General features: G+C 31.4%; 22 protein-coding genes and 2 pseudogenes. 10 read left to right on the top strand and 14 right to left on the bottom strand.

The features are described 5' to 3' along the window. Positions 1 to 182: 182 nt before the first annotated feature. Entirely contained in the window at positions 183 to 1,925 is a 1,743-nt protein-coding gene (locus AGR56_RS18375) for an ABC transporter ATP-binding protein (protein WP_053243526.1), read from the bottom strand. Next, positions 1,926 to 3,656: pseudogene (locus AGR56_RS18370) on the bottom strand (ABC transporter ATP-binding protein). 136 nt (positions 3,657 to 3,792) lie between these two features. Between AGR56_RS18370 and AGR56_RS18365 the strand changes: the two are divergent. Next, a pseudogene (locus AGR56_RS18365) lies at positions 3,793 to 4,660 on the top strand (LysR family transcriptional regulator). 329 nt (positions 4,661 to 4,989) lie between these two features. On the opposite strand, the gene AGR56_RS20535 reads toward AGR56_RS18365, so the two are convergent. From AGR56_RS20535 to AGR56_RS18345, 5 genes are all read right to left on the bottom strand, one after another. Continuing rightward, entirely contained in the window at positions 4,990 to 5,127 is a 138-nt protein-coding gene (locus tag AGR56_RS20535; protein ID WP_157055842.1) for a hypothetical protein, read from the bottom strand. Between the two features lie 11 nt (positions 5,128 to 5,138). Further along, on the bottom strand, positions 5,139 to 5,477 hold the full coding sequence (locus AGR56_RS18360; protein ID WP_053243525.1) for a hypothetical protein: 339 nt from the start codon (positions 5,475 to 5,477) through the stop codon (positions 5,139 to 5,141). Continuing rightward, positions 5,461 to 9,687 (bottom strand): hypothetical protein, encoded by a 4,227-nt coding sequence (locus tag AGR56_RS18355; protein ID WP_053243524.1) that lies wholly within the window; start codon positions 9,685 to 9,687, stop codon positions 5,461 to 5,463. The genes AGR56_RS18360 and AGR56_RS18355 overlap by 17 nt, the downstream gene beginning before the upstream one ends. A 380-nt stretch (positions 9,688 to 10,067) precedes the next feature. Further along, entirely contained in the window at positions 10,068 to 10,673 is a 606-nt protein-coding gene (locus tag AGR56_RS18350; protein ID WP_053243523.1) for a DUF4878 domain-containing protein, read from the bottom strand. 217 nt (positions 10,674 to 10,890) lie between these two features. Continuing rightward, a complete protein-coding gene (locus AGR56_RS18345; RefSeq protein ID WP_157055840.1) occupies positions 10,891 to 11,877 on the bottom strand; it encodes a PLP-dependent aminotransferase family protein in 987 nt (328 codons plus the stop codon). Between the two features lie 101 nt (positions 11,878 to 11,978). On the opposite strand from AGR56_RS18345, the gene AGR56_RS18340 reads away from it, so the two are divergent. Then, entirely contained in the window at positions 11,979 to 12,368 is a 390-nt protein-coding gene (locus tag AGR56_RS18340; protein ID WP_053243521.1) for an MATE family efflux transporter, read from the top strand. A gap of 430 nt (positions 12,369 to 12,798) precedes the next feature. Here the strand turns inward: AGR56_RS18340 and AGR56_RS18335 are convergent, their stop codons facing one another. Together AGR56_RS18335 and AGR56_RS18330 are read right to left on the bottom strand one after the other, a co-directional pair. Then, positions 12,799 to 14,271: an MFS transporter gene (locus AGR56_RS18335; protein WP_053243520.1), complete on the bottom strand. Its 1,473-nt coding sequence runs from the start codon at positions 14,269 to 14,271 to the stop codon at positions 12,799 to 12,801. A gap of 1 nt (position 14,272) precedes the next feature. Next, positions 14,273 to 14,728, bottom strand: a complete 456-nt coding sequence (locus AGR56_RS18330; RefSeq protein WP_053243519.1) for a MarR family winged helix-turn-helix transcriptional regulator — start codon at positions 14,726 to 14,728, stop codon at positions 14,273 to 14,275. 95 nt (positions 14,729 to 14,823) lie between these two features. Between AGR56_RS18330 and AGR56_RS18325 the strand changes: the two genes are divergently transcribed. The 3 genes from AGR56_RS18325 (at position 14,824) to AGR56_RS18315 (ending at position 16,664) form a co-directional block, all read left to right on the top strand. After that, positions 14,824 to 15,435 carry an RHS repeat-associated core domain-containing protein gene (locus tag AGR56_RS18325; RefSeq protein ID WP_084757214.1) on the top strand — a complete coding sequence of 204 codons (612 nt, stop codon included), beginning with the start codon at positions 14,824 to 14,826 and terminating at the stop codon, positions 15,433 to 15,435. Positions 15,436 to 15,466: 31 nt separating this feature from the next. Then, positions 15,467 to 15,943: a hypothetical protein gene (locus AGR56_RS18320; protein ID WP_053243517.1), complete on the top strand. Its 477-nt coding sequence runs from the start codon at positions 15,467 to 15,469 to the stop codon at positions 15,941 to 15,943. A gap of 244 nt (positions 15,944 to 16,187) precedes the next feature. Next, positions 16,188 to 16,664 (top strand): hypothetical protein, encoded by a 477-nt coding sequence (locus AGR56_RS18315; RefSeq protein WP_053243516.1) that lies wholly within the window; start codon positions 16,188 to 16,190, stop codon positions 16,662 to 16,664. A 288-nt stretch (positions 16,665 to 16,952) separates the two neighbouring features. On the opposite strand, the gene AGR56_RS18310 is transcribed toward AGR56_RS18315, so the two are convergent. Together AGR56_RS18310 and AGR56_RS18305 are read right to left on the bottom strand one after the other, a co-directional pair. Further along, positions 16,953 to 17,606: a PAS domain-containing protein gene (locus AGR56_RS18310; RefSeq protein WP_053243515.1), complete on the bottom strand. Its 654-nt coding sequence runs from the start codon at positions 17,604 to 17,606 to the stop codon at positions 16,953 to 16,955. A gap of 85 nt (positions 17,607 to 17,691) precedes the next feature. Beyond that, the gene (locus AGR56_RS18305; protein ID WP_053243514.1) at positions 17,692 to 18,510 is read right to left on the bottom strand and encodes a DL-endopeptidase inhibitor IseA family protein; all 819 of its coding nucleotides are present in this window, start codon (positions 18,508 to 18,510) and stop codon (positions 17,692 to 17,694) included. Between the two features lie 259 nt (positions 18,511 to 18,769). On the opposite strand from AGR56_RS18305, the gene AGR56_RS18300 reads away from it, so the two are divergent. After that, complete coding sequence (locus tag AGR56_RS18300; RefSeq protein WP_053243513.1) at positions 18,770 to 19,711, top strand: L-lactate dehydrogenase; 942 nt, start codon at positions 18,770 to 18,772, stop codon at positions 19,709 to 19,711. Positions 19,712 to 20,055: 344 nt separating this feature from the next. On the opposite strand, the gene AGR56_RS18295 is transcribed toward AGR56_RS18300, so the two are convergent. Beyond that, positions 20,056 to 21,144, bottom strand: coding sequence for an ABC transporter permease subunit (locus AGR56_RS18295; protein WP_242851599.1), 1,089 nt, complete (start codon positions 21,142 to 21,144; stop codon positions 20,056 to 20,058). 99 nt (positions 21,145 to 21,243) lie between these two features. Further along, a complete protein-coding gene (locus AGR56_RS18290) occupies positions 21,244 to 22,188 on the bottom strand; it encodes an ABC transporter ATP-binding protein (protein WP_053243512.1) in 945 nt (314 codons plus the stop codon). Between the two features lie 542 nt (positions 22,189 to 22,730). Between AGR56_RS18290 and AGR56_RS18285 the strand changes: the two genes are divergently transcribed. From AGR56_RS18285 to AGR56_RS23655, 4 genes are read left to right on the top strand one after another with little or no spacing between them, the layout of a single operon-like run. Beyond that, on the top strand, positions 22,731 to 23,417 hold the full coding sequence (locus AGR56_RS18285; protein WP_053243511.1) for a hydrolase: 687 nt from the start codon (positions 22,731 to 22,733) through the stop codon (positions 23,415 to 23,417). 29 nt (positions 23,418 to 23,446) lie between these two features. After that, a complete protein-coding gene (locus AGR56_RS20530) occupies positions 23,447 to 23,608 on the top strand; it encodes a hypothetical protein (RefSeq protein WP_157055839.1) in 162 nt (53 codons plus the stop codon). A 15-nt stretch (positions 23,609 to 23,623) separates the two neighbouring features. After that, positions 23,624 to 24,247, top strand: coding sequence for a hypothetical protein (locus tag AGR56_RS23660; protein WP_347460561.1), 624 nt, complete (start codon positions 23,624 to 23,626; stop codon positions 24,245 to 24,247). A 40-nt stretch (positions 24,248 to 24,287) separates the two neighbouring features. Continuing rightward, positions 24,288 to 25,097: a carboxypeptidase M32 gene (locus AGR56_RS23655; protein WP_347460560.1), complete on the top strand. Its 810-nt coding sequence runs from the start codon at positions 24,288 to 24,290 to the stop codon at positions 25,095 to 25,097. A 524-nt stretch (positions 25,098 to 25,621) separates the two neighbouring features. Here the strand turns inward: AGR56_RS23655 and AGR56_RS22380 are convergent. Further along, a complete protein-coding gene (locus AGR56_RS22380) occupies positions 25,622 to 25,933 on the bottom strand; it encodes a substrate-binding domain-containing protein (RefSeq protein ID WP_242851598.1) in 312 nt (103 codons plus the stop codon). Positions 25,934 to 25,937 lie beyond the last annotated feature (4 nt).

The raw sequence follows: 25,937 nt of genomic DNA, 5'->3' as shown, positions 1-25,937 counted from the left end.
TAATGATATAATAATTTTTGAAGGAATAGTTTAAATAAAATTTTATAAATCTTAGTGGCAAATTGTTAAAAGCTTTAGAGATTTCGATTTGTTTGAACGATTAGTGAGTTATTGAAAGCTCTTAAGATTTTAACAATTTGCTGCTTAGATTTATTAATTTTATTTAATATTCCAAGATACTGTTACTTCGCAATATTTTTAAATTGACTATTATAAAGTTCTGTATAAAATCCACCTTTATCTATAAGCTCATCATGATTTCCTCTCTCAACAATTTGGCCCTCTCTCATAACAAGTATTATATCGGCATCACGTATAGTTGAAAGCCTATGAGCTATAACAAAACTTGTACGTCCCTTCATCATTGAAAGGAAAGCACTTTGTATCTTTATTTCTGTTCTCGTATCTACGCTGCTTGTTGCCTCATCTAATATAAGCATTGGTGGATCTATAAGCATTACTCTTGCTATAGTTAGAAGCTGCTTCTGTCCTTCTGAAAGGTTCCCCCCTGATTCAGTTATAATAGTGTCATATCCATCAGGTAGTCTCTTTATAAAATTATGAATATATGCCGCTTTTGCTGCATTTTTAATTTCATCTAAAGTTGCCTTTGGTTTACCATAAGCTATATTTTCCTTTATAGTTCCTTCAAAAAGCCATGTATCTTGAAGCACCATTCCAAATTGACTTCTTAAACTGTCTCTTTTAATATTTCCTATATCTTTACCGTCTATTAAAATTTTTCCCGCATTTATTTCATAAAATCTCATCAGAAGATTTACCATAGTAGTTTTTCCGGCACCAGTAGGTCCTACAATAGCTACAGTACTTCCACTTTTAACATTTACACTAAAATTGTTAATTAAAGGAACCTTTTTATTATATGCAAAGGATACTTGTTCAAAATCTATATTTCCAAGGCAATTTTTTATGTTCTCGGCACTATCTGGTTCTTTTTTCTCTGGAACCTCATCTAAAATAGCAAATACTCTTTCACAAGATGCAAAAGCTGCCTGAAGCTGAGTCGCTACACTTGTTACATTATTTATAGGTTGTGAAAATTGAGTTGAGTATGTTAAAAAGCTTGAAATTGTACCAATACTTAGTCCTGCTATAGCAGAAAGTATTCCTCCAACAACACCAACTAAAATATATGTAATATTATTTACGAATCTCGTAGATGGATTAGTAAGTGAAGAATAAAATTGAGCTAACTGACCACATTTATAAAGTCTTCCATTAATCTCAGCAAATTTCTCCTCAGATCTTTTTTCATATCCAAAGGCTTTTACTACTTTCTCATTTCCTATTATTTCTTCTACATATCCATTTAGTTCTCCCAAAGTTTTTTGCTGCTCTTTAAACATTTTATTTGATCTTGTTGTAATAAATGAAGCAATAAAAAAACAAAATGGAGTCATTAAAACTATTATAAGCGTAATTTTTACGCTTAATGAAAACATTAAAACTAGTGAAACTATTATAGTTATAATTCCCGGATAAAACTGAGTTATTCCCTGAAATACTCCATCAGATATAGCATCCATATCATTAGTAAGTCTACTCATAATATCTCCATGAGGATTTTCATCAAAATACTTTAAAGGTAAGGTACTTATTTTTTGTAAAGCCTCATTTCTAAGATCTTTTACAGTGTTGTACGCTATAATATTTGCAATAACCGTAAATATCCATGTAAAGACAGAACTAATAATATAAATAACAGCAAGTATAATTATTACTTTTATTAGTCCAGTAAAGTCAACTCTTCCTTTACCTATTATATTGTCAATACCTCGTCCAACTATTAATGGCATAAATGCAATAAGTATATTACTTATTAATGCACATATTAGTGATAATAACATATACCCTTTATATTTGCCTATATACTTTACAAGTCTTGAGAAGGTACTCTTTTTCATCTACACAACCTCCCTTGAAAGCTGTGAATTGCATATTTCTTTATACACACTTGAACTTTTAATTAATTCTTCATGAGTTCCGCAGCCTTCTACTTTTCCATCATCGAGTACAATTATTAAATCAGCATTCTTTATTGTACTTACCCTCTGAGTAACCATTATAATCGCCATTCTATTAGAATTATTATCCTTTAGTGTCTTTCTAAGTTTTGCATCTGTGGCATAATCAAGTGCGCTTAAACTATCATCCATAATTAATATATCAGGATCTTTAACTAAAGCTCTTGCTATGGTAAGCCTTTGTTTTTGTCCACCAGAAAAATTTGCACCACCTTGAGAAATATGAGTATCATATTTTTTTGGAAGCTTATTTATAAATTCTGATGCCATTCCAATCTCAGCTGCCTTCTTAATATCCTTTATATCCGCATTTTCACGTCCCCATCGTATATTCTCTGCTATGGTTCCTGAAAACAGTACTGCTTTTTGAGGTACCAAACCAATCTTCCTTTCAAGTTCGCTTTTACGATAATTTTTCACATTAATTCCATTTATAAATATTTGACCTAATGTAACATCATATAATCTAGGAATTAAATTAATAAGTGTAGTTTTTCCAGAACCCGTTCCACCTATTATACCTACTGTCTGACCTTTCTTTATTTTAAAAGATATATCACTTACAGCAAATTCCTTGGAATTTTTATATGAAAAAAATACATTTTTAAACTCAATTAATTCTTGATTTTTTTCTTTAAGTTCATTAAGTTCATCTTTATATACTAAACTAGGCTCTGTCGTAAATACTTCATTTATACGATTGGCACTAGCTGCTGCTTTCGTAAATATTACTATGAGGTTAGCAACAATTATAAGAGCAGAAAGTACAAGATTGGTGTAATTTATATATGCTATTATTTTCCTGTTGTCATACCGCCACTATTTACTCTTATTCCACCAAACCATAGTATAGCCAAAACAGAAAAATTCATTATTATACTTGTAAGTGGATTCATCAGTCCAGATATTTTTCCAACTTTAATTGCTGTTTGTGCAAGTTCCTCATTTGAGTTTTTAAATCTTACCTTTTCACCTTCCATTCTAGAAAAAGCTCTTATTACTCTTATTCCAGATAAATTTTCCCTTAATATAAGTGATAAGCCATCCAATTTTTTTTTGTACAATTTTATAAATTGGAAGAGATTTGTTCATTATAAGGTATACCACAAACGCAAATACAGGAATGGATAAATACATTACAGCAGAAAGTTTAAAATCTAGAAACATGGCCATTATAATTCCACCAATACACAGAAATGGCACTCTTATGGTGAGTCTAATAAACATTGCAAGCGCAAGCTGCACTTGATTAACATCGTTAGTTATACGATTTATAAGAGATGCTGTTCCAAAATCATCAATTTCATTATATGATAAAGTTCCTATTTTCTTGAACAACTCATTTCTAAGTATTGTTCCAAAACCTTGTGAAGCAATAGATGAAAAATATTGACAAGTAAATGAAGACGCCACTCCACATACAGCTAGTAGAACCATAATGCCACCTACTTGTAACATATAAGTCACATTTTTACTTTGTATCCCCTTATCCGTTATAAGCACCATTATTGTAGGTATTAATATTTCAAATATAGCCTCAATCAATTTAAAAATAGGTCCTAGTATAACTTGTTTTTTATACGACTTTGCAAATTTCAGTAAACTAAACAAAACATAACCTCCTAAAGCATCAACTTCTGTTGAATATTTATCATATTTCGTTTATTATTATAGCAAAAGTATAGATATATTAAAAATACATATTATATATCTATCATATACATTTTTTATATGGGAAGTGATTTTTATGGATATTAAGCAATTAAAATATTTCTATACAATTGCGGAAGAAGGCCAAATAACAAATGCTGCTAAAAGGCTTCACATTGCTCAACCCCCTTTAAGTTATCAGCTCAAAAGCTTAGAAAATGAATTAGGCGTAAAACTTGTTGAAAGAGGAAGTCGTCATATTAAATTAACCGATGCAGGAATTATGCTTTATAAACGTGCAAAGCAAATATTATCGCTAACAGAATCAACTGTAGATGAATTAAAAGATTTTAAAAAAGGAACTTATGGGACTCTATCTATAGGTACTGTATCTTCATCTGGAGCATCACTTTTGACTAGTAGACTAAACACATTTCATGATAAATATCCATTTATAAATTTTGAAATTCATGAAGGTAACACATATGAATTATTAGAAATACTGAATAGAGGTATAATTGAAATTGCTATTGTTAGAACGCCATTTAACACTTCTGGTATAAATTCAATTTACTTGCCAAAGGAACCTATGGTTGCTGCAATGCTGCAAAAACTAAATTGGAATGACAGTAAAGTTATTGATATTGTAGAATTGAATAATAAACCATTAATATTTTATAGAAGATTTGAAAAACTTATATTTAAAGCTTGTGAAGATTCTAATTTTGAACCAACTATATTTTTGCAAAAATGACGATGCAAGAACATCTCTTCTTTGGGCAAATTCAGGGCTTGGAATTGCTATAGTTCCAAAATCCTCACTAAAATTAATAGGGTCCTCGAGTTTAATTTTTAAGGAAATTGATAATAAATCTCTATCAACTCAATTAGCAGCAATATGGCTTAAAAATGGTTATCTTTCATCCGCTGGACAAAACTTTTTACAACTATTTCTAAACACGTAAACCTGCGCGGGGTTTGGGCTAAAGCCCAAAACCCCGCGTTCCTAATTTGCAACTATTCTTGGTTAGCTACTGTTTCCTAAGAAAGTTGTTTATTATTGTTCTAGAAGGATAATGGGCTAAAGCCCAAGCAATGTCATCAACTTAAGTAAGCTTCCAATAAATTCAAGTAATATAAAATTTGATTTAAAAAATTATTTTATTAAAAAATAACAACACAAATAATCCATTTGACAGTTAGTCAAAAGGTTTATTAAAGTTAACCTTTTTTAATCTCATAAAAATAATAATTATTTTTTATTTCTTATTGACATTTCTTAGCTGGACTTGATTTATTCACTAACCTGTGGCGTTGCCATAATATTATCCTTTTCTTCTTCTGTAATATATCCTTTATTTACTGCATTTCCAAGATTAATATCTGTCACTCTTCGCATAATCCACATATTTAATAAAAAATCATAATACATACTATCACCTTCTATATATTTAAATTACTAAGTTGAGCATCTTCTAAAGCTTTTATTCTATTCTCTAAGTTTGGAGACTGTATTACCCGTTCGGGCATATATTCCTCCAGCATTGTTTCTAGCATAGTTCCATTTACATCTTTTAATTTATATTGTTTTCCATTTCTTATACTTTCGCTAAATTCACTTGCAAAATCTGCTGATATTTGAATTACATCACATCCTTCTACAGCATAAGGTTGTGCACCTAATGAAACCCGCCTAGTCATACTGTACAAAATAACTTTTGTAGTAGAATCTACGACTAAATAATGTTCTTCATTTAAATCCATTTTAATTCCCCTTACCAAAATAAATATCTCCTGTCCATGTGTTTCCACCACTGCCTCCATTATTATAGTTGTATATTCTTATTGTGTTCGCATCAACATATGAAAACGTGAGTACTATATTCCCAACAGTCCCTACCGCAGTAATCATAGGCATTTTGTTAAGATTATGATTTATATTTATAGATGAATTTGCTACAATGGTTGCAGTGGATTTAAACCTCCACTCTAAGGTACTATTCCATAAATATGCATTCCACATGTCAATTCTGCCTATTCCCCCATTATTAGAACCATTGTTTAGAACTAAAAGTGGTGTGTAAGTATTTCCTGATGAATCAGTTTCTAGATTTTGATATGTCAATCCAAATTTATAGTTTCTATTAACTCCAATTGAATAACCCGCTGCATACGGACTAGTAGTATCATGAGAAGAATATATCTTTCCAATGTTATTTCCAGCACCAGACCCCCAATCATGAAAAAATATATTAGTATCAGACATTGTAATAGCATCTGTACCATCATCCTGTAAAGTTTTAAGTGTACCAGCCATAGTTAAATTTCCATTAGCATCTTCTGACAATACTGTTGCATTTGATTGATTCTTAATAGTAAAGCCACCGTTGTTTATTGTAATTCCTGTCGTATCAATTACGACTTTATTGCTTATACCGTTAAATCCGATTTTTATATTGCTTGATGTTTGTGCTATCGTAGTAGCCTGTGCAGATGTTATTTTTTGTCCCAAGTCGCTTATATAGGCTGTACTAGTTCTTACAGTGTTAACTATAGCGTCACTTGTAATTTTACTCTCTGCGGTGCTTACTCTACTTGTCAAAGAGCTTAAATTACTATTAGTAGTATTTAAGTTGCTTTGAACTGCATTTGCTGTTGTATCGTCTGTATATTTAACGCCTTTAGCCCAGTCTGTAGCTGTATAAGAACCGCTAGCCCTACCAGTTTTACAAACCATCATATCTCCAGAAGTGCCTTGTGACCACAAATCTCCTACATCATATGGTGGTGCTGGCTGACTTGTAAATACTCTTTTCTTCGCATTAGCAGTAGTCTGTGCACTGTTCGCCGCTGTCTGTGCTGTACTAGCATTTGTTACCGCTGTATTAGCTGTATTTTGTGCGGTTGTTACATTGCTATTAGTAGTGCTAAAATTGTTACTTACAGTGTTCTGGTAACTTGTAAAATCCGAAGTTGATACCTTTAATGTTATAGAATTTTGTAATTGAGTTATAGAGCTTTCCGCTGTGCTTATTCTAGTTGTTAATGTAGTTATATTAGAATTTGCTGTATTTAAATTACTATTTGTAGTGTCTATCTGATTTTGAAAATCTTGTGGCGCTGGAGACCAATTAGTGAGTTTATCTCCAGATTCTATTTGAAAATTCCAGAAATTATGAGTTACGGTTGCAGTTCCATCTGAATAACAATTTACTCTAAATGAATAATACCCAGATGTTGTAATTGTATGTTTAGCACCATTTGTAAGAATTATAGCTGAAGAAATTGTTGTTGTTGTTGAATTTGCATATTCAGCTAGCCATAACACAACATTTGGGCTTGAAGCAGTTCCACCACTTGTATCATGAGTTATAGTCCAAGTACCATCTGATTCTACATGGAAATAATAACTACCTGCTTTAAGATAAAACCTATTGGAAGGAGAAGAAAAATAATAATATAGGTCTTTAGCTGTGCCTGACAATATAAATGGTGCACTAGATGTATATACTCCATATCCAACAGCTAGATTAGTTCCACCGATATTTAAATTATTAATGCTAGTATTTATATCTGTCTGGGTTACCTTACTTGTTATTTGATTTTGAAGTACAGATATTGAGCTACTTTGACTACTTAACGTATTGTTTATAGAACTTATTTGCCCATTTACAGTGCTTTGGTAGTTCGTAAACGTCTGTGTATCTACCTTTAATGTAATGCTGTTCTGTAATTGAGTTATAGAGCTTGTATGACTACTTACAGTTGTCTGGATAGATGTTATATTAGAATTTGCTGTGTCTATCTGCGATTGTGTATCTTCTGGAGCTGGTGACCAATCTGTAGCTTTGGTACCTTGTTCAAATTTAATTCTTGTGATATAAAAAGTAACTCCATCACTACTATAAAAACGTAAACTTCTATTGTTATTTGTATCTAACTCATTTTCGATTTTTATTCTTTGCCAGTTAGTAGTAACATTAAATAATTTACATAAAGATGTGCCACTACCTTGATAACCCATGTATACAGATGTAGTTGCATCTGCTTTTATATATGCAGAATACGAATAGCGATTTCCCGTTGTCAATACAGATGATTGTAAATATGAGCCTGTATTTGTTCCACCTCCACTTGTTGTAACTACTTTTAAACAATAACCATAAGTATCATCTGATACTATAGTTATTGTTTGAGCTGACACAAATACATTTCCTGTTGAAAGAGAAAAATCACTATTCAATATTAAATTAGTACCGCCAACCTGTATAGCATTTATGGCATTAGTTACATCTGTGGTATTAGCTTTTTGATTAACAGTAGTTGTAATATTGCTAAATTGGACATCTAATCCTTGCCCATTCAGCAAGACTTTAGAACCCTGTATGCTTGTAGTTCCACCGTTTATTGCAGTAACAACGCTATTTATATCCAGTTTAGTACCACTTATATTTGCATCAGAGCCTATCTTTGCATTATTTATGCTCCCATCTGTAATACCCTCACGCTTTACGCCTGTTTCATCCAAAAGCACTGTTGTTCCATCTGCTCCACGTACTCTAAAACCATATACAGAGCCATCACCATTTACATCACCTAAAGAAACTCTTTCATATAGGCTATTATCTGCTTTTGTAGCAAATACTTGAAGTCTATTACCTTTTATAAGCAACCTAGAATTAGCACCAGCTATTGTGATTTTAGTTGTATCCAAAGTACCAGCATTTAATTTACTTACATCTAAATCGCTTATCTGAGCGCTTCCTATAGCTCCATTTGCAATTATAGAACTTCCAGCTGCTATTGTTCCCGCTGCTATATTCTCCGCTGTAATATTTCCAGCTAGAATGTGATTTATATTTGCCGTACTTGCTTCTAATGTGTTTATTCTTGCATTTGAAGCTTGCAAATCAGTTATATTTGCTTTATCAACCTGTAAATTTTTAACGCTTTCATTTGTTACATTTAGGTCTGTTATATTGGCTTTAGTTGCAACTAAATTATTAATTTTTGCATTATCAGCAATCAAATTTTGCACATTCTCATTAGTTACATTCAATTGCTCTATTGTGGCTTTATCTGCTAAAAGTACTTTAATATTAGCCTGTTCTGTAACCAATCTATCTACAGTATTAGAAACATTACCAGAACTGCTAAAGTTCTGTCCAGTCTCTGTTTTTCCTACAGCTTCTATGTGACCAGATAACCCACCTTTATAAGTAAACTTATTATCCATAACCAGTGTATTAAATGTATTTCCTTTAGTATCTGTTATAGTGATTTTATCACCACTCTGTAGTGCTGGATTACCTCGCCAGTCGGCACTATATGGCATATAATTCAAACTCTTTAGTGCATTGTAGATACTATTAAGCTGGTCTTGTGTCATTATAGGATTTTTAAATTGAATTTCATTCCCATAGCTTCCGGCTGAAAGTATAGTATTATCATTAACCTGACAAGAAAGTTTTCCTATAGCAAAAGTGGTTGCGTTAGTCTTAAATGAAGATGTGTAATCATTCTTATCAAGACTTATTCCACTCTCAGTATAAGAAGTTATTTCAAGTTTTCCATCACGATTAAATCTAGCAAAACCACCTAAAAAAGAAGCTATAAATCCAACAGCTTCTCTATAGGTGTATCCCTCTATTTTATTTACCTGTATGTTTGGAAGTGTACTTGCAAGTTCAACTCCTGCCTTGGTGCATATCTCCTGTGCCACATTATTTATATCTGTAGGGTATGTTAGATCACTAAAATAAGCCTGCTCTAGCAATATCATATTATCGTAGCATGTTAATTTAACTGTGTTATTACTACTTGTACCTTTGTCGATATCATCTACTGTAAACTTTCCTAAAGGTACATCTTCATAACTCCCATTAACAAGTAATTCTAAACTAGCAGATACTTTAGCATTTTCTAATATTAGACTTTCGAGAACTTTTGCAAGTGTAACGGTTAAGCAAGAACTCCCTACTCCGCCAAGCATAAAGCTATCAGTCGGATTTACATTTTCCTCTAGATCTATTTCTACAATACTGCTATCATCAAAACTGGTATCTCTAACTGTTACACTGCCTTTAAATTGTCTACCATTCTGCTTTTTTCTTGCACTCCGCTGCAGAAAAATTTTTTAATTTAAATTTAAAGATTTTTCCGTAGAGGAACGGAAGAAAATCATCATTAACTTTTTTACTGAAGGTAAAAAAGTTCAACTTTTTTAACAAGCGGCGCAAGTTTAAAACCCTTCACTCTTAGCTTTTTTCGCCTTCTTTTTAGGCGAAAAAAATTAGTTATTGCTTCACAATTTTTATAAATTATGACTTAATATATTTAGTGCGACAGCCCCTTTTATTATAAATTTATGTTTTATTTTCCAGAATCGCTAGAAGTTTTTTGTGAAAGAGCATCAACTGCTTTTGACAAATTACCAGTTATAGCATTCACTAAATCATCACTTGATTTAATGCGCCATTCTTTTTTATTATCATCCTTTACTAGCTCTATATTAACCTCATTTGATGTCATAGCTACATTTTTTGCTGAAAGACTTTTAATATAGTAATCCTCGATTAATTTTTTTTCTTTCTTTTCATCTGCATTTCCACTCATAGCATCTTCAAAAATAGTTGGCATCGTATCATTGGCCATTTTATTCGTTATCTTTACTAAATCTGGTGCTGTAATGCTTGTTTTTACTTTAGCTGTATTCCCTGAAATAGTTGAAGATATAATTTTATATCTAATTTTTGGGAAAACTTTTTTGATAATTTTGCTTCCATCTTCATTGTCATAAGAAAGCTTTTTATCATTGCTATTAAAAAATGCAGCTGCAGTTTTAAGATCATTTTTATTTAATGCATCAAAAAATCCTTTTACAGCTTCATCAGGCTTTTGCCCACCGCATGCAGTTATAGAAATAAGCAAACAAAACAAAGTTAATAACCCTATAAATTTTTTTAAAAATGATTTCATCATATGTCCCCCTTATTCTTTTAAAGTATATCACTTTACTCCTTTTATTTGCAAATTAGGGAACTTTGTTATTATTTAAGTCTATATTAAATGCCTTATCATAATAAATTTCAGTGTCATTTATAGCCTTTAAATATAAACTTCCGGCGTAACATAAATACAGTGTATAGATGGAAGATAACAATTAACAGCTAAGCTTTAGCGGCAAGCCCATTATTTATAGTTCCACGTATGGCTCATTAAAAATCATAACTTTTTCTATTTCCCGTATAAGTTCTGGAATGGCTATTTGAATCTTTTTATAATCGGCATTTGCAACGCTTACCCTAAGCATTTTACTTGTAAAAAAATCCTTTAAATAGTACTTTTCAAAATCAGACAATTTTATATTCTTCTTTAATAAATTATTTACTACTACCTTACTTCTATTTTCATTTAAAATTTCTAAACCAGCATAAAAACCGCCATTCTTTGGAACATGCCATTTTATATAAGGTGAATGGTTACTTTTTATAATATCACTTAGATATCTCATTCTTTTTAAATACACATCTCTTATCTTTTTTACATGCACATTAAACATACCGCTTTCAATATACAGTTCAAGAGCACCCTGTGAAAGCACTGGTGTATTTATATCCATCCAGGTTTTGTAGTGCAAAAAAGCGTTGCATAAAATACTTGGCAATACTGCAACTGCAATTCTTAACCCCGGAAGAATAACCTTAGAAAAAGTCTTTACATATATTACCCTAGAAGATGTATCATACGAAAATATTGGATCTGATTTAGCATTGCTTTCTATATCACCAAGATAGTCATCCTCTACAATATAGACATCGTATTTCTCTGCCAGTGAAACCAATTTTTCTTTTTCTTCCTTGGTATAACTAAGACCAAGAGGATTACTAAATCTAGAAACCGTATAAAAAAATTTAACATTACTATTTTTAAATACATTTTCAAGCCTATTGAAGTCCAGCCCATTAAAGCTCCTATTAACTCCAATTATAGTTACATTATTTTGCTTTAAGCATTTCACCATTCCATCATAAGTTGGCTGTTCAATTGCCACATTACTTTTTCCATTAGGAAATGGCATTTTCCCTAATATGTTTAGTGCCTGCTGTGAGCCTGTAGTAATAAATATATTTTCACAATTTGAGAACACCTGATTGTTTTGAAGCTGCTTTATAAGTATCATTATATATTTTTTATTAATAAATAGAAAAACCTTAAAAAACAAATACAGACTGCTTTTAAACCGCAGCCTAGATAAAAATTTAGCTTTAAAGCTTATAAATTTTGGACTTCCATCAGGAATGCAAACTTTTTGTTGGTACAGGTTACTTTACCCTTTTACTTCTTATAATAGGAATGACAGGGAAATTTAATTTGTCCTGTGCAAACATAGCCTTTACCATAGAAAGCATGTCCGTATGGACTGTTCAAGGAATCAGAATTGCTGTAGGTATTATAGTTGGAAATGAAATTGGAGCTAGAAGAATCAATAACACAGAAAAAATCCTAAAAAAAGGACTCACATTAGGATTTTTATTTAACATTATTCTTATTATTGTATTTAATCTTTTCCCTGATGTTTTAATTTCACTCTTTAACAGCGGCAGCAATAAAAAAAATTTTAGCCTACACTATTCCACTTATAAAAATCACATCAATATGGCTTGTATTTGACACTATTCAAATTATAATAAGAAATGTTTTGCAAGCTGCCGGGGATACTGTTTTTCTCATGATTATTTTCATGACTGTTCCATTTGTATTTTATCTTGCAGTGCCATATATAATATGTGTAATATCAGGCTTAAGCATATACTGGATCTGGATAAACCTATTAATCTTTACCTTTTTCATGCTATCACTGGTATCCATAAGATTTGTTAAAGGCAATTGGAAAACTATACAGGTTATTTAGCGCCTAAAATTGCGCAGGTACTGAGAAATTTTTTCTTGTACTACCCGTTGGAGAAAAGGAACAATTTAAACAAAGCTTTATAAATCTTAGACTAAGCATTGTTACTTCGCATATATAGCAAGCTTAGTTCTATCCTTTATCTCTAATTTGCTATATATGCCACTTACATAATTTCTTACTGTCCCTCTATTAAATCACTTTATCATGTATTTCTTCGTCTTCTTCTTTAGCCTTAAGCTTTTCGTTTTTTTTACTATTGTACAACCTAAAGGCTGTTATTATAACACCAAATAAACATAAGCTTCCAGCGCATATATAAACAAATTTCATTCCGTAAATAAATACATCGTCTCTACCTCTTATATAATCAGTTACTCTATGATGAACCTTAGCACTCATTCTACTATATAAAATAAGAGTTGATACAGAAGTACCTAAAACAAATCCTAAATTTCTAATTAAAGCATTAACACTTCCTGCAATTCCAAGTTTGTTTTTAGGAACTGTAGACATAACCAAGGAATTATTAGGAGATTGGAACATTCCATTTCCTATAGTCATTATTACTATATAGGCAAGTAAAAAAATTACCGATGATTTTTCATTTAAACTACTAATTAAAAATAACCCTAAGCTTGTAAGTGAAAGTCCTATAAGTGTTAATATTTCTGAACCTATTTTATCTGATAAATATCCACTAAAAGGAGCAACAACAGATAAAACTATAGGTGATACTATCATAAATATTCCAGTCATTGCTGCTGAAAATTTTAAGGTATCTTGAAAATAAAATGGTAATATTATGTTAGATGCACTAATTGCTATAAAAGATATAAATGCACAAACTATGCTTATTGAGAATAAACTATTTGAAAAAATACTTAAATCCAAGAGCGGCATTTCTATCTTCTTTTCTGCTGCAATAAAAAGTACAAAGGCTGCAAGAGCAACAATAAATGCTGCTATCATAATAGGATTATTATATCCTGTAGTCTGTCCCTGAACTATTGCCCCAAAGAAAGCTACTGTAGCTATCATGAATAGTACTGCTCCTCGTCCATCAACCTTTTCATTGATAACTTTATTCGACTTAGGAAATATCTTTATAGTCGCTATAAACACAGCTATACCAATTGGTACATTTATCAAAAATATATACTCCCAACTAAATGCAGAAACAATAAATCCTCCGAGTGGTGGTCCTGCCATGGCACCAAGTGCTACGAAGGTTCCTAGAACACCAAGTGCTCTTCCTCTTTCATTCGCTGGGAAAACTTGAGTTATAATTCCCTGGTTAGTTGCCATAGTAGCTGCTGCCCCTATTGCTTGTATAACTCTTGCAATGACAAGGAACAAAAGTGAATTAGTAAATCCACATAGTAGGGAACCAATGGTAAAAAGAACAACTCCAAAGCTAAATACCTTAGTCTTTCCCTTTATGTCCCCAATTCTTCCAAATATCAAAATCGTTGCAGCAACAGTTATCAAGAAGCTAGTTACAACCCATGTAACTCCTGCCATTCCAACTTTAAGATTTATAGCCATATTAGGAAGTGCTACATTTACAATACTTCCATCTAAAGTCGCCATAAAGGTAGCTGAAAGGACTGTAAATAGTATTATCCATCGCTTTTTGTATATTTCATTTTCCTTTTTATTCAACTTACTTCCTCCTTTTACAACAGGTCGCTTTATATGCCTTACCCTTTTTCAAAACATCCTCTAAAAATTTTATTGATGTTTTTACTTCATCTTCATTATTTCCTTCAACCAAAATATTAATCCACTCCTGAACTATTTTATGAATTTCAGGTATCAAACTCTTGCCTTTATCTGTTATATATAATTTGTACGCTCTTACATCTTCCTTATTTTCTTCCTTCCTTACATACCCAAGCTCTATTAGCTTCTTCACCGTCCTAGCTGACATAGCTTTGTCTACACTTAATTCTCTACTTATATCATTTTGACTTATGCCTCTGCATTGATCAAGTACAAACAAATATGGATATGTTCCCGTTGTAAGATTAATTTCACAAAGCCTTTTATCAAGATAAACCTGAGTACATCTATATATTCCATTAGTAAGCTTAATTAGAGTTGAAGTGTTGTTATCCATAGCTCTTTCTCCTCGTATAATATGTTTATAGCCAAATAAAACTGGTTATAAACTTATCTTTTTTATAGTATAGAGGTAGGAGACATCTTTGAGGGATTCTCCCTCACAGTACAGGAACGCAGGTAGTAAGCTATACTTATGATACATGGGGTAAACTTATATCAATAGGTGGAAGCTTAAAGGATACAGTAGGAGTATTAAATCCATATAGGTATAGAGGATATAGGTATGATACTGAAACTGGATTGTATTATTTGCAATCAAGGTACTATAATCCGGAGTGGGGCAGGTTTATTAATGCGGATGATACTGACCAGCTAGATGATACAAATGAAGATTTGTTAGATTATAATATGTTTGCATACTGCAACAATAATTCAGTAAATAAAGCTGATAATGATGGGCGTTTTGCATATGCATTGTATTTTGTTCCGGGGATTGGAGGTGTTGTATTAGGTATAACCATAGGTGTTGTCTTAGTATATGGCGCTTACAAGGGTATATCATATGTGAGAAGTAAAGTTGGTCGCATTTCATTTGCAAAAACCAAATCAAACTCAGATCCTTATGCAAGACCGAATCAAAAGAAGCAAGGTAGAGAAAGGAAAGAGCAAAAAAGGAAAAAGCCTAATTGGAAAAATAATCCTAATAGAAGAGCAAAACCTTTACCTAAACATACGCCAGGAAAAACGCACAGAAAATATTAAATTTTATGGAGGAATACTTGTTTATGGATATTTGGAAAAAACCAACTGGAAAAACAATAAGGAAATATGTAAGAAAGAGAGACGTATGGGATTAAGGTTTAGATTCCAAAAAGATGTTGACAAAAATGTTAGAAGAGCATGTATTGACTTTGGAAATTGGATACGAAGCAAATATTATTTTCCAGTTAGGATTGTTATTTATTTCAAAAGTACTCCATATATTAAAGCCTCTGATGGAGAATTTGTTTCGGCGACCTTCTTTGAGCCATTTAGTAAAATAGATGAACCATTTATTAAAATTGCTACTGGTGACTTTCACCAGATGACCGAGGAATGGGGAGAGGATGACGCACTAGCAGCGATATTGGGGTCTATTGCTCATGAATTAACGCATTATTTTCAGTGGATAAATGACATTCGTTTAACAGATATAGGTTTAGAAAAACAGGCATCTCATTATACAAAAAAAGTTATACTTGAGTATGCACAAATTAGAGAACATCCTTAAAAATAAGCTGCACAAATACTAGTATTCTAACAACATAACTTATTATAATTAAAAACTAGATAATAAGGGATACATTTTCATAGAATTTAGAAAGTACATTCAAGCTAACCTTGATGCGTACATTTACAGGAAAAGAACTTATGCCACATGTTCATGATAAAACAGTACCAGGTAAGGGTACCTCTTTCTTGGGAAATTCCTAAATAAATTGTTATTAATCTAAAGTAGAGGAGAAATTCAAGAAATGAGTAATTTGAAAAAGTGGATTTTGACAGAAGATGATTTTAGTAAGATGAAATGGCATGACTGCAGTATTTATGCTATGGCTTTTCAAAAACATGCTTATAAATTGATGTTTGACATTGATTATATATTTAAATGGGTAACACCAACAGATAAGAAAAATCCATATTATAAATTTTGGATAGCACCTACTACGCTAGTATTTGAAAATGTATATGATCTAGAGATTGACATATCCTCTGATTTGTCGATTGAAATTGACACTATTTATAGAGAAGAAGCAAGACAGCCGAAAAATCACAAATATATAGATAAAACCATAGAGTGGAAGTGGATAATTTCAACTCAATGTGGAGAGGTAAGTTTTAGATCTGTTGGTTATAAAATGTATGTTAGAAAAGAACCTTCACTTAAAGCTTCTCAAAAATTAGGCTTTGATGAAAGAGATGGAATATCTTTTTATCAAGGAAAATTGTAATAGCAGATTATATTATTAGCACTTAAGGATCAGAAAATAAATTAAGTGCTCAAGCTAACAAAAACCGTCAATAAAAAAGTAATACTGATTGACGGTTTTTTTTCATAACCTTAAATAACCCAGATGTATATATGTCTATAATTATGACCATATGGTGTATTAAGAGAGTAATAATATTAAATTTAAGAAGGATAATGGGTCTAAAGGCCCAAACCCCGTGTATTAAGAGAGTAATAGTATTAAGTTCAAGAAGGATAATGGGTCTAAAGACCCAAACCCCGTGTATGATTACTTATATTTATTTAGGTATCTGTATATGGTTGGCTCGGACACTTGGAGGGCTTTGGCGACTTCAGAAACTGCGCCTTTTAAGTTAAATGCGCCTTCATCGCAAAGCCTCTTCACTATGTTAATTTTCTCATCTGAAGACATTCTATCGGGTGCTATTTTAGATTTTGATATTGTTTTTTGAACCATCATATATAGAAGATCATCAACATTATCATAAAATTGCTCCTGTGTATCAAGGGTTTTCTTTTTATTATCTATTGAATTTGTTGATATAAAACTTAGGCTGTCCATTAATTGCTTAACCTTATTATAAGGCTCTGTGTCTATGTTTATGCATAGGACACCTATTATTTCAGAATTATCATTTTTTATAAAATAACTTGCAGATCTAAAAGTCTTAAAATTACCAATAGCTTTGTAGTTGGAAACAAAGTTTTTATCTTTATAGCTTTTATTCTGAATTATATTTAACACTAAGTCTGTTAAGGGGCCGCCTAATTTTCTACCACTGAGATGGCCGTTTTTTATAAAAATTATAGAATTGTTGGGGGAGGTAATGTCATGTATTACCACCTCACAATTATCACCTAGGATGCTTGAAATAAATTCTGCAATTGATATATATTTAGCAAGTATATCTTTATTATTCATATTCTTCACTCCGTACTAATAACCTTCAAGTTTATATATAGATAAAATATAACATAAATTTGAAAAAATATACAGAGCTTATTTGCTAATTTGCAAGAGAAGCTATTCCCCAATCATCAAATTTATAAATAAGCCAGTTTTTGCCTGAATAGTATAAGGCAACATTCATCACACTTGGTGAGGTATCACCATCTGCATAGTCACTTATTTTAAGGTAGAGTATATTTCCGTTAGAAACTTTTGATACTACTTTAAAAGTATTGCTATAATGAAGCATAAGTCCATAGTTACCAACAAGTATATAATATTTACCATTAATATATCTGAAGGTTTCGTCCATGAATTTTCTTATAAAGGTTTCCGTATAGTAAGAATTTAAATTATAGTTTTTTCTCATGAAGTCTTGTAGGATGTTATAACTAGTTATAGCTGGAACCATTTCACTATAAGTTTTATTATCTAAATTAATTGGATTTTTAGTGTTAGAATTTTTAAAATAAGCCGATGAATAAAAGTTTCTTACAGCTATATCTCCGTTGTACAGCAAAGTTCTTATATTGCTATCAGAAATTACTGAATTAGAAGGTTTTGATGACTGTGCTGGCGCTGGCTTAGGTAAAACTGTTTGCTTAACAGTAGAGGATAAATTTTGAGAAGGCGTAGTATTTTTTTCTGGTTTAGAGCTAATAGTTTTACTTGTATTTGTTTCATTAGCAGTAGTGCTTGTGGAAGAATTAGTTGTAGAAGAATCTTTTTTGGTTTTTAATGCTTTAGTAGGCTTTACTTTAGTAGTAGATACAGAAGATTGCGGTTTAAAAAAGTTAACATAACCTAAAGCAAAAGCTAAAATTAAAACGATGGATAAGGAAACTACTAATATTTTCTTTTTTGGTTTTAAAGACATAATAAAGCCTCCAATTATTTATAAATTACATACATGATATTATATGATTTCATTACTATATGGTGATATGGATGTACTACATGAAATCTAAGGAATTAATGATGTTCAACTTTGCTGAATGAAAACAAAAAGTAGCTTATCCATATAAAATTCGTTGATAATTATTATTAATTAGTATATAATATTACTAAGACAAAGATTAATCACGAATAAAATATTGTGGACTGGGAGAAAATAAAGTATATTTGGAGGGATTGAAATGAATAAGAATACAAAGATTTCTATAATCGGTGCCGGATTTGTAGGTTCGTCTACTGCTTTTGCTATTATGAACGGTGGACTTGCATCTGAGATAGTCATAGTTGATGTTAATAAAGATAAAGCTGAAGGAGAGGCAATGGATTTAGCACATGGAGCGGCCTTTGTAAAACCTGTAGATGTTAAATCTGGTGATTATCCGGATACGAAGGGATCAGATATAGTTATTATAACTGCAGGTGCAGCGCAGAAACCGGGGGAGACAAGATTAGATTTAATATCTAAAAATTATAATATATTTAAATCTATTGTTCCAGAAGTAGTAAAGTATAATCCTAATGCCATTTTACTTGTTGTTTCGAATCCTGTTGATATACTCACTTATATAACTTATAAATTATCGGGATTTCCTAAGGAAAGAGTTATAGGTTCTGGTACTGTTCTTGACACTTCAAGATTTAGATATATGCTCAGTGAACATTTCGGAATTGATGCGAGAAATATTCACACTTATATTATGGGTGAACATGGAGATTCAGAAATTGCTACGTGGAGTCTTACAAATATAGCTGGAATGGACGTAAATGAATATTGCAAAGTAGCATGCAATAAATGCGATGGTTCACTTAAATTTGATATTCATGAAAAAGTTAAAAATGCAGCTTATGAGATTATTAAGAAAAAAGGAGCAACTTATTATGCAGTTGCATTGGCAGTAAGGAGAATTGTTGAAGCTATTATAAGAGATGAGAATTCTATATTAACAACTTCTTCATTACTAAATGGTCAGTATGGAGTAAATGGAATATATATGGGAGTACCTTCTATTATAGGTGTAACTGGAGTAAAGCAGATATTAGAGGTACCGTTAAAGAAAGAGGAGATAGATCAGCTTCACAATTCGGCTAAAACGCTTAAAGAATCACTAAAGGATATTCAATAGTATGGATAGACAACTTGGAAGATTAAAATTGTTAATACCAAGTGTATCGCCATAAACTGGAATTTAACTCAGAGTACAAAGTACAGAGGACAGAGTACAGTGAAGGATGATTTTTCTCCGCTGTCGCTACAAAAAATCTTAAACTTAATGCACGCAAAGCGCTTAAAATATAGTGCTCAGCGTAGCTGACACTATTAAGTTCTAAGATTTACCTGAGAGAAACGAAAGGTAATGGGCAAAGCCCAAACCTCTATATGGGTATATCTTAATTCTAAGTTTTGAGTTGTTATTTACATAGTGGTTTAATATAGTTCAAGAAGGATAATGGGTAAAGCCCAAACCTCTTATATGTTTATATCCTTTTTGTGAAAGACGTAGGCGGATATTGAATAACATATTGCTGAAAACACAATCAAGAATATGCAGCCGAATAGCGGTGTTATATAGGTTACGCCTGTCGATTGAATTATAGAACTATCTAAAATAGACGATATTGAGCCATAAGTTGAGAAGAAAAATGGTGTCGCTTTTGCTAAGTATGAGATTGAAGATAATATGTTTACAACTATAGTAGCAAGTATGCTTAAAGTCATTGATAATGTGCTGCTTCTTAAAATTGTAGAAAATAGTATAAATAATGAGCAGCAAGCCAATATATACAAAAGCTGAAATAAAAACATTTGAATAATAAATTTCCAGGTTGCAATGATATATGAGCTTCCCAATACAGGAATAAGTCCTGTGCTATCTTGAGAAAGTTTAATTGCCGATGACGTATATTTTGTACCAACTAAAACAGGATACATAGGGTTATCAAATCCGTAGATTATTCCCATAATCAAGTAGCTTACAAGTTCTATCACGGTAATTATTATTATTGAAGAAGCGAGTATTGCTACAAATTTTGAAATGAGTATCTTGCTTCGAGACGCAGGTCTTGTCAAAAGCATTTTCATGGTAGGAGGAGTGTATTCTCCAGATACAATATCAGCTGAAAGTATAGCGATTATGATTGGTATAAATAACGAACCCAATAGTTTGAACAAAGAATCAAGAAAATTAAAAGCTGAGAAACTTCCATTTGCTTGAGGTTTTATATTGTGGTCTATAAAATACTGATAAAAGATGATTTGCTTGTTATAGGTTTCCTTTGCATTATCAGAGGATATATCTGTTGCAGAATTTTTTTGATCTTTTAAACTGTCAATTTGATTTTTTAAACTAGCTTTCCAATTCTTGCTGCTAGTACTCGCCTTGCTTGTTTTTAGCTGGTCGATTTGACTATCTATTCCAGATATAGATTGCTCTAGTTGTTCTTTTTTAGTGCTATCAGAAGTTGAATCTTTTTCGTTTTGAAGCTGAGTTTTTGATTTATTAAGTATGCTTATTTGAGCATCAGGAGTGCTATATTTTTGAACTTTTTGAATATGCAAAAGAAAAAAGACCGCAAATTAGTGCAAAGATTATTATAGTAATAACAAATTTTTTTCTATAGTGTAGTTTTATAAATTCATTTTTTATTAACTTATGCATTACTTATTCACTCCCTTTACAAGTTCCATATATCTATCTTCAAGCTGCTGATGTTTTTTGTATATTTCTTCTATACGTATATTTTTCTTTGCTAAATCAATTACTATATCTGGAATTGAACCAGCTTTTGCCTTTACAACAAAACTTGAAGGAGACTCAGTTTCACTTTGCAATTTAAAATCTGATATATAGGAAATATTTTTTAAACTTTCGCTGCATTTATCCTTTTCTGTTGTCTTAATTATAAATTCTTCAAAATTTTCCGTTTTAGAGTCATTAATTGTTGATTTATTTAGACTTTCAATGGATTCAATAACACCACTTTTTATGAATGCTACCGTATCACAAAGTTGTTCTATTTCAGATAGTATATGAGAAGAAACAAAGATACCTGTATTTGTCTCTTTAGCAGTTCTTTTTAGTATGTTTCTAAATTCAATTATTCCAGATGGATCAAGGCCATTTGTTGGTTCATCAAGGATTAAGAGTTTCGGTTTACTTAAAAGAGAAGAAGCTAAACCGAGACGCTGCTTCATACCAAGTGAATATTTCTTTACTTTATCATCTAGCCGACCTTTTAAACCGACTAAGTTGCCTATATTTTCAATATCATCTTTAGTTATATTATCGTAAAAACTTGCCACTTGCTCTAAGTTTTGTCTTCCTGTAAGATAAAGATATAACTCAGGATTTTCAACTACAGCACCAACAGAGGAAAGTGCCTTTTCTCTTTCAGCTTGCACATCATAATTATTTATCTTTATAGTTCCTTTGTTAGGGTACAATAAGCCAACAATCATTTTTATAGTGGTAGTTTTTCCAGCTCCATTTGGACCTAGAAATCCAAAAATTTCGCCCTCTTTTACTGAAAAACTTATACCTTTTATTATTTGGCTGCTACCTAATTTTTTATGGATGTCAGTTACTTCAAGGACATTAGCCATGAGGGTACCTCCTTTATTAATAAAGAATATTGTGGTAAATAAAATTTATATACATTAAATAGTATATATAAAGCTTATGAATGTCAATCTAATCGCTTTTGGGGAATAATAAAAATTAAAATATATAAATGGGGCAGGAATAACGTATAATAGTATATGCGGTAATAATAACATATATATAAATTTCAATATTTTAACAAAAAATTAATAAATAAAAAATGTACATGTGTTGAAAAGGCAATAAAAAATAATTATAATTAACTCACCTAACAAAAAGTAAAAGATTAGAGATAAACCATTTGAAATATACAAATTATAAGTACAAATGTATCCTGTTAAATGAGAATTTGTAAGGATAAACTTGGAACTTGCAATTTTTAGGTCCTAGGTTGTTTATCTATAGGAGCATGTGAAAAATATAGGTATTCTTTTTTACGGGCCGCTCATAAGGCTTTATGTGTGGTATAGTAAAACCTATAGAATACCTTTTTTCACATTGTCCTATGTTAACTATATAAATTATAATGAGGGATGTGGTAATTATGACAAATAAAAACAACAAGTATGTGCCTGAAGTAAAAGGAATTTTAAGAAGTCATATGATTGAAGTTCCACCGGTTATCAGAAATGCAACTGGAATTAGAATTTTTGGCAAAAGACTTAAATCATTTTTGTTTTCTACAGATGTTGCCGTCATAAGAAATAATAATGCTGATGCAGTAATAGCTGTATATCCATTTACCCCACAACCTGTTATAACAGCAGCACTTGTTCTTGCAGCAGATGTACCTGTATTTTGTGGAGTTGGTGGTGGTCTCACGTCAGGAAAAAGGGTTGTTAATCTTGCATTAGATGCTGAATTTAAAGGGGCAATGGGAGTTGTTGTAAATAGTCCTATTCCTAATGAAGTTTTAAAAGCCGTTAGAGAAACTATAGATATTCCTATAATTGTTACTGTGGTTTCTGAATATGAGGATATAAAGGCTAGAATAGATTCTGGCGCAACAATACTTAATGTGTCAGGTGCGAAGAAGACAGCCTATATAGTGAAAAAAATACGAGATCAGTTCCCGGAAATCCCCATAATAGCTACTGGTGGACCAAGCGAAAAAACTATTGCAGAGACGATAGAAGCAGGAGCAAATGCAATAACTTACACTCCAGAATCAAATGGAGAAATTTTTAGTGAAAAAATGAAGGGTTATCGCGAAAAATATGAGATAAGGTAATAATTTAGAAATAGACGAAGGTGAAATATTTGATTATAGTAGAAGGTTCTAATTGTAAGCATTGTCCAGAATTTAAGGATAAAAACTGTGATGGAAAAGTAGGCGACTGTATGTGTAGAAAGTGTCCAAGAAACCTTGGTCAATGTCTTACAACTAGATATTGTAGGGAAACAGAATCCGTTATTATGTAAGGGAGGAATTTTAGTATGAACGAAACTTTAGAAGAGAAAATAAAAGAACTTAAAAGCTATATAAATAAAATTGACTATATGTATTCTGCTTTAGCAGTATTTTCGTGGGATGATATGGTGAATGCTCCACGTAAAGCAGTTGAGTATAGAAGTAGTGTAAGTGGGCATTTAGCTGGGGAGGTATACAAGCTAAAAACATCGGAAGAAGTTAAAAAGTTTATTGATTTCTTTGATGGGGTTAAAGATGAGCTTGATGAAGTTATGCTTTCCACAATTGATAATTTAAAAAAAGATTATTATAGAACTAAAAAAATACCTGATAATGAATATCAAGAATATACTAAGGAATGTTCTATTTCTCTTGCAGCATGGCAAGAAGCAAAAAACAAAAGTGATTTTAACATATTTAAGCCTCACCTTAAAAAGATATTAGATTTCAACAAGAAGTTTGTCAATTACTGGGGCTATGAAGGAAACAAGTATAATGCATTATTGGATGACTATGAGCCAGGAATTACAACAGAAAGGTTAGACAAACTTTTTGAAGAAATGAAAAATGGAATAATGGATGTGCTTAATAAAATAAAGAAATCTGGGTATACTCCTAGAATTGATTTCTTTGGTAAAAGTTTTTCCTAAGAAGGATCAGGAAAAATTCTCAAAGCTAGTTCTCAAAAAAATGGAATATGATTATGAAGAGGCAGGAAGAATAGATGAATATATGCATCCATTCACAACTAATTTTGGAAATAAGGATGTAAGAATAACTACTTTTTACTATGAAAATGATTTTAGAAGTGCTCTTTTTAGTTGTATTCATGAGGGCGGTCATGCAATATATGAACAGGATATACCTGATGAACTTCAAGGAACCCTTCTTAACCGTGGAGCATCAATGGGAATTCATGAATCTCAATCTAGATTCTATGAAAATATAATAGGTAGAAGTAAAGCCTTCTGGAGATATTTCTATCCTGAAGCAGTAAAAATGTTTAAACAGTTTGATGGAGTATCATTTGAGGAGTTTTATGATGGAATTAACTATGTTGAGCCTTCACTTATAAGGACTGAAGCAGATGAATTAACATACAGCTTACATATCATAATAAGATATGAAATAGAGAAGATGCTTATTAATGATGAAATAACTGTTGATGAACTTCCAAAGGTATGGAATGAGAAATATAAGGAGTATCTTGGAGTAGAACCATCAAATGATGCAGAAGGTGTTTTACAAGATATGCATTGGGCAGATGGAAGTTTTGGATATTTCCCAAGTTATGCACTTGGAAACCTTTATGGTGCTCAATTCCTGAATAAAATGAAGAAGGATATTCCAGATTTAGATGCGGAAATAGAAAAGGGAAATTTGAATGTTATACACAACTGGCTTAAGGATAATATTCATAAATATGGAGCTATATATAAGCCAGCGGAACTTATAAAAAAAAGTTACTGGAGAAGAGCTTACTTCAAAATATTTTATTGAATACTTAGACAGAAAGTTTGGCAAAATATACTAAATTATAAATTTGAAGTTTATCCTGACAAATTGGAATTTGTGAAGTAACAATGCTTCGTCGCGTTAAAAAAATCCTATAAATCTAAGTGGTTATTTAAAAAAAGTGGTTGCTTTGGGTTCTAGAAGGATAATGGGCAAAGCCCCATAGCCATCAACCTAAGAAAAACAAAAATATGCATATATGATATAATTTTAGAAAAAAGTCTAACAAGGAAGGATGTTTAAAATGCCATTATGCATACAAAAATTCAATTATTAAATAAACACTTAAAAGATTTATTTTTAATTGAAACAATAAATAAATTAGCACGCAAAAGTGGTTTTACTCGTAAATATATATAATTTAAAAATAATTTTATAATATTGATTTACCACTTATAAAATAACACTTATATTATAAATCTGCATAAAAAAAATATCAACAGTTTATTTAGTTAATTTTACTATACAAACCACTGATATTTTACCACTTTTTACTTATTATAACATAATCAACTCTCACGAATAATTAAATCTGTAGACATAACTATCTTCTTATTGACTTTTCTATTATACCTTAACTGATCTATTAATAAATCTACTCCCGTTTCTCCCATCTCCTCAGTATACACTTTTACTGTACTTAGAGGTGGATACAAATATTTAGCTACACTTATATCATTAAACCCTATGATTCTTACTCGGCCTGGAACCGAAATATTTTGTTCTTGCAGTGCACGTAAACATCCAATTGCAATCGCATCGTTAGCTACAAAAAAAGCTGTTGGAAGATCATCCCCAAGAGTTTTAATTGCCTCTTTCATTTGT

It is taken from the genome of Clostridium sp. DMHC 10, from assembly GCF_001270375.1.
In the GTDB taxonomy this organism is placed as follows: Bacteria; Bacillota; Clostridia; order Clostridiales; family Clostridiaceae; genus Clostridium_S; species Clostridium_S guangxiense.
Note: the sequence above shows the minus strand (reverse complement) of the source record. Positions and strands in the feature narration are given on the sequence as shown.

Excerpts from the sequence above, each read along its gene's own strand:
- AGR56_RS18375 (WP_053243526.1), bottom strand. The coding sequence starts at position 1,925 with ATGAAAAAGAGTACCTTCTCAAGACTTGTAAAGTATATAGGCAAATAT.
- AGR56_RS20535 (WP_157055842.1), bottom strand. The coding sequence starts at position 5,127 with ATGTATTATGATTTTTTATTAAATATGTGGATTATGCGAAGAGTGACA.
- AGR56_RS18355 (WP_053243524.1), bottom strand. The coding sequence starts at position 9,687 with ATGCTTGGCGGAGTAGGGAGTTCTTGCTTAACCGTTACACTTGCAAAA.
- AGR56_RS18350 (WP_053243523.1), bottom strand. The coding sequence starts at position 10,673 with ATGAAATCATTTTTAAAAAAATTTATAGGGTTATTAACTTTGTTTTGT.
- AGR56_RS18345 (WP_157055840.1), bottom strand. The coding sequence starts at position 11,877 with ATGATACTTATAAAGCAGCTTCAAAACAATCAGGTGTTCTCAAATTGT.
- AGR56_RS18330 (WP_053243519.1), bottom strand. The coding sequence starts at position 14,728 with ATGGATAACAACACTTCAACTCTAATTAAGCTTACTAATGGAATATAT.
- AGR56_RS18315 (WP_053243516.1), top strand. The coding sequence starts at position 16,188 with ATGAGTAATTTGAAAAAGTGGATTTTGACAGAAGATGATTTTAGTAAG.
- AGR56_RS18310 (WP_053243515.1), bottom strand. The coding sequence starts at position 17,606 with ATGAATAATAAAGATATACTTGCTAAATATATATCAATTGCAGAATTT.
- AGR56_RS18305 (WP_053243514.1), bottom strand. The coding sequence starts at position 18,510 with ATGTCTTTAAAACCAAAAAAGAAAATATTAGTAGTTTCCTTATCCATC.
- AGR56_RS18300 (WP_053243513.1), top strand. The coding sequence starts at position 18,770 with ATGAATAAGAATACAAAGATTTCTATAATCGGTGCCGGATTTGTAGGT.
- AGR56_RS18290 (WP_053243512.1), bottom strand. The coding sequence starts at position 22,188 with ATGGCTAATGTCCTTGAAGTAACTGACATCCATAAAAAATTAGGTAGC.
- AGR56_RS18285 (WP_053243511.1), top strand. The coding sequence starts at position 22,731 with ATGACAAATAAAAACAACAAGTATGTGCCTGAAGTAAAAGGAATTTTA.
- AGR56_RS23660 (WP_347460561.1), top strand. The coding sequence starts at position 23,624 with ATGAACGAAACTTTAGAAGAGAAAATAAAAGAACTTAAAAGCTATATA.
- AGR56_RS23655 (WP_347460560.1), top strand. The coding sequence starts at position 24,288 with ATGGAATATGATTATGAAGAGGCAGGAAGAATAGATGAATATATGCAT.
- AGR56_RS22380 (WP_242851598.1), bottom strand. The coding sequence starts at position 25,933 with ATGAAAGAGGCAATTAAAACTCTTGGGGATGATCTTCCAACAGCTTTT.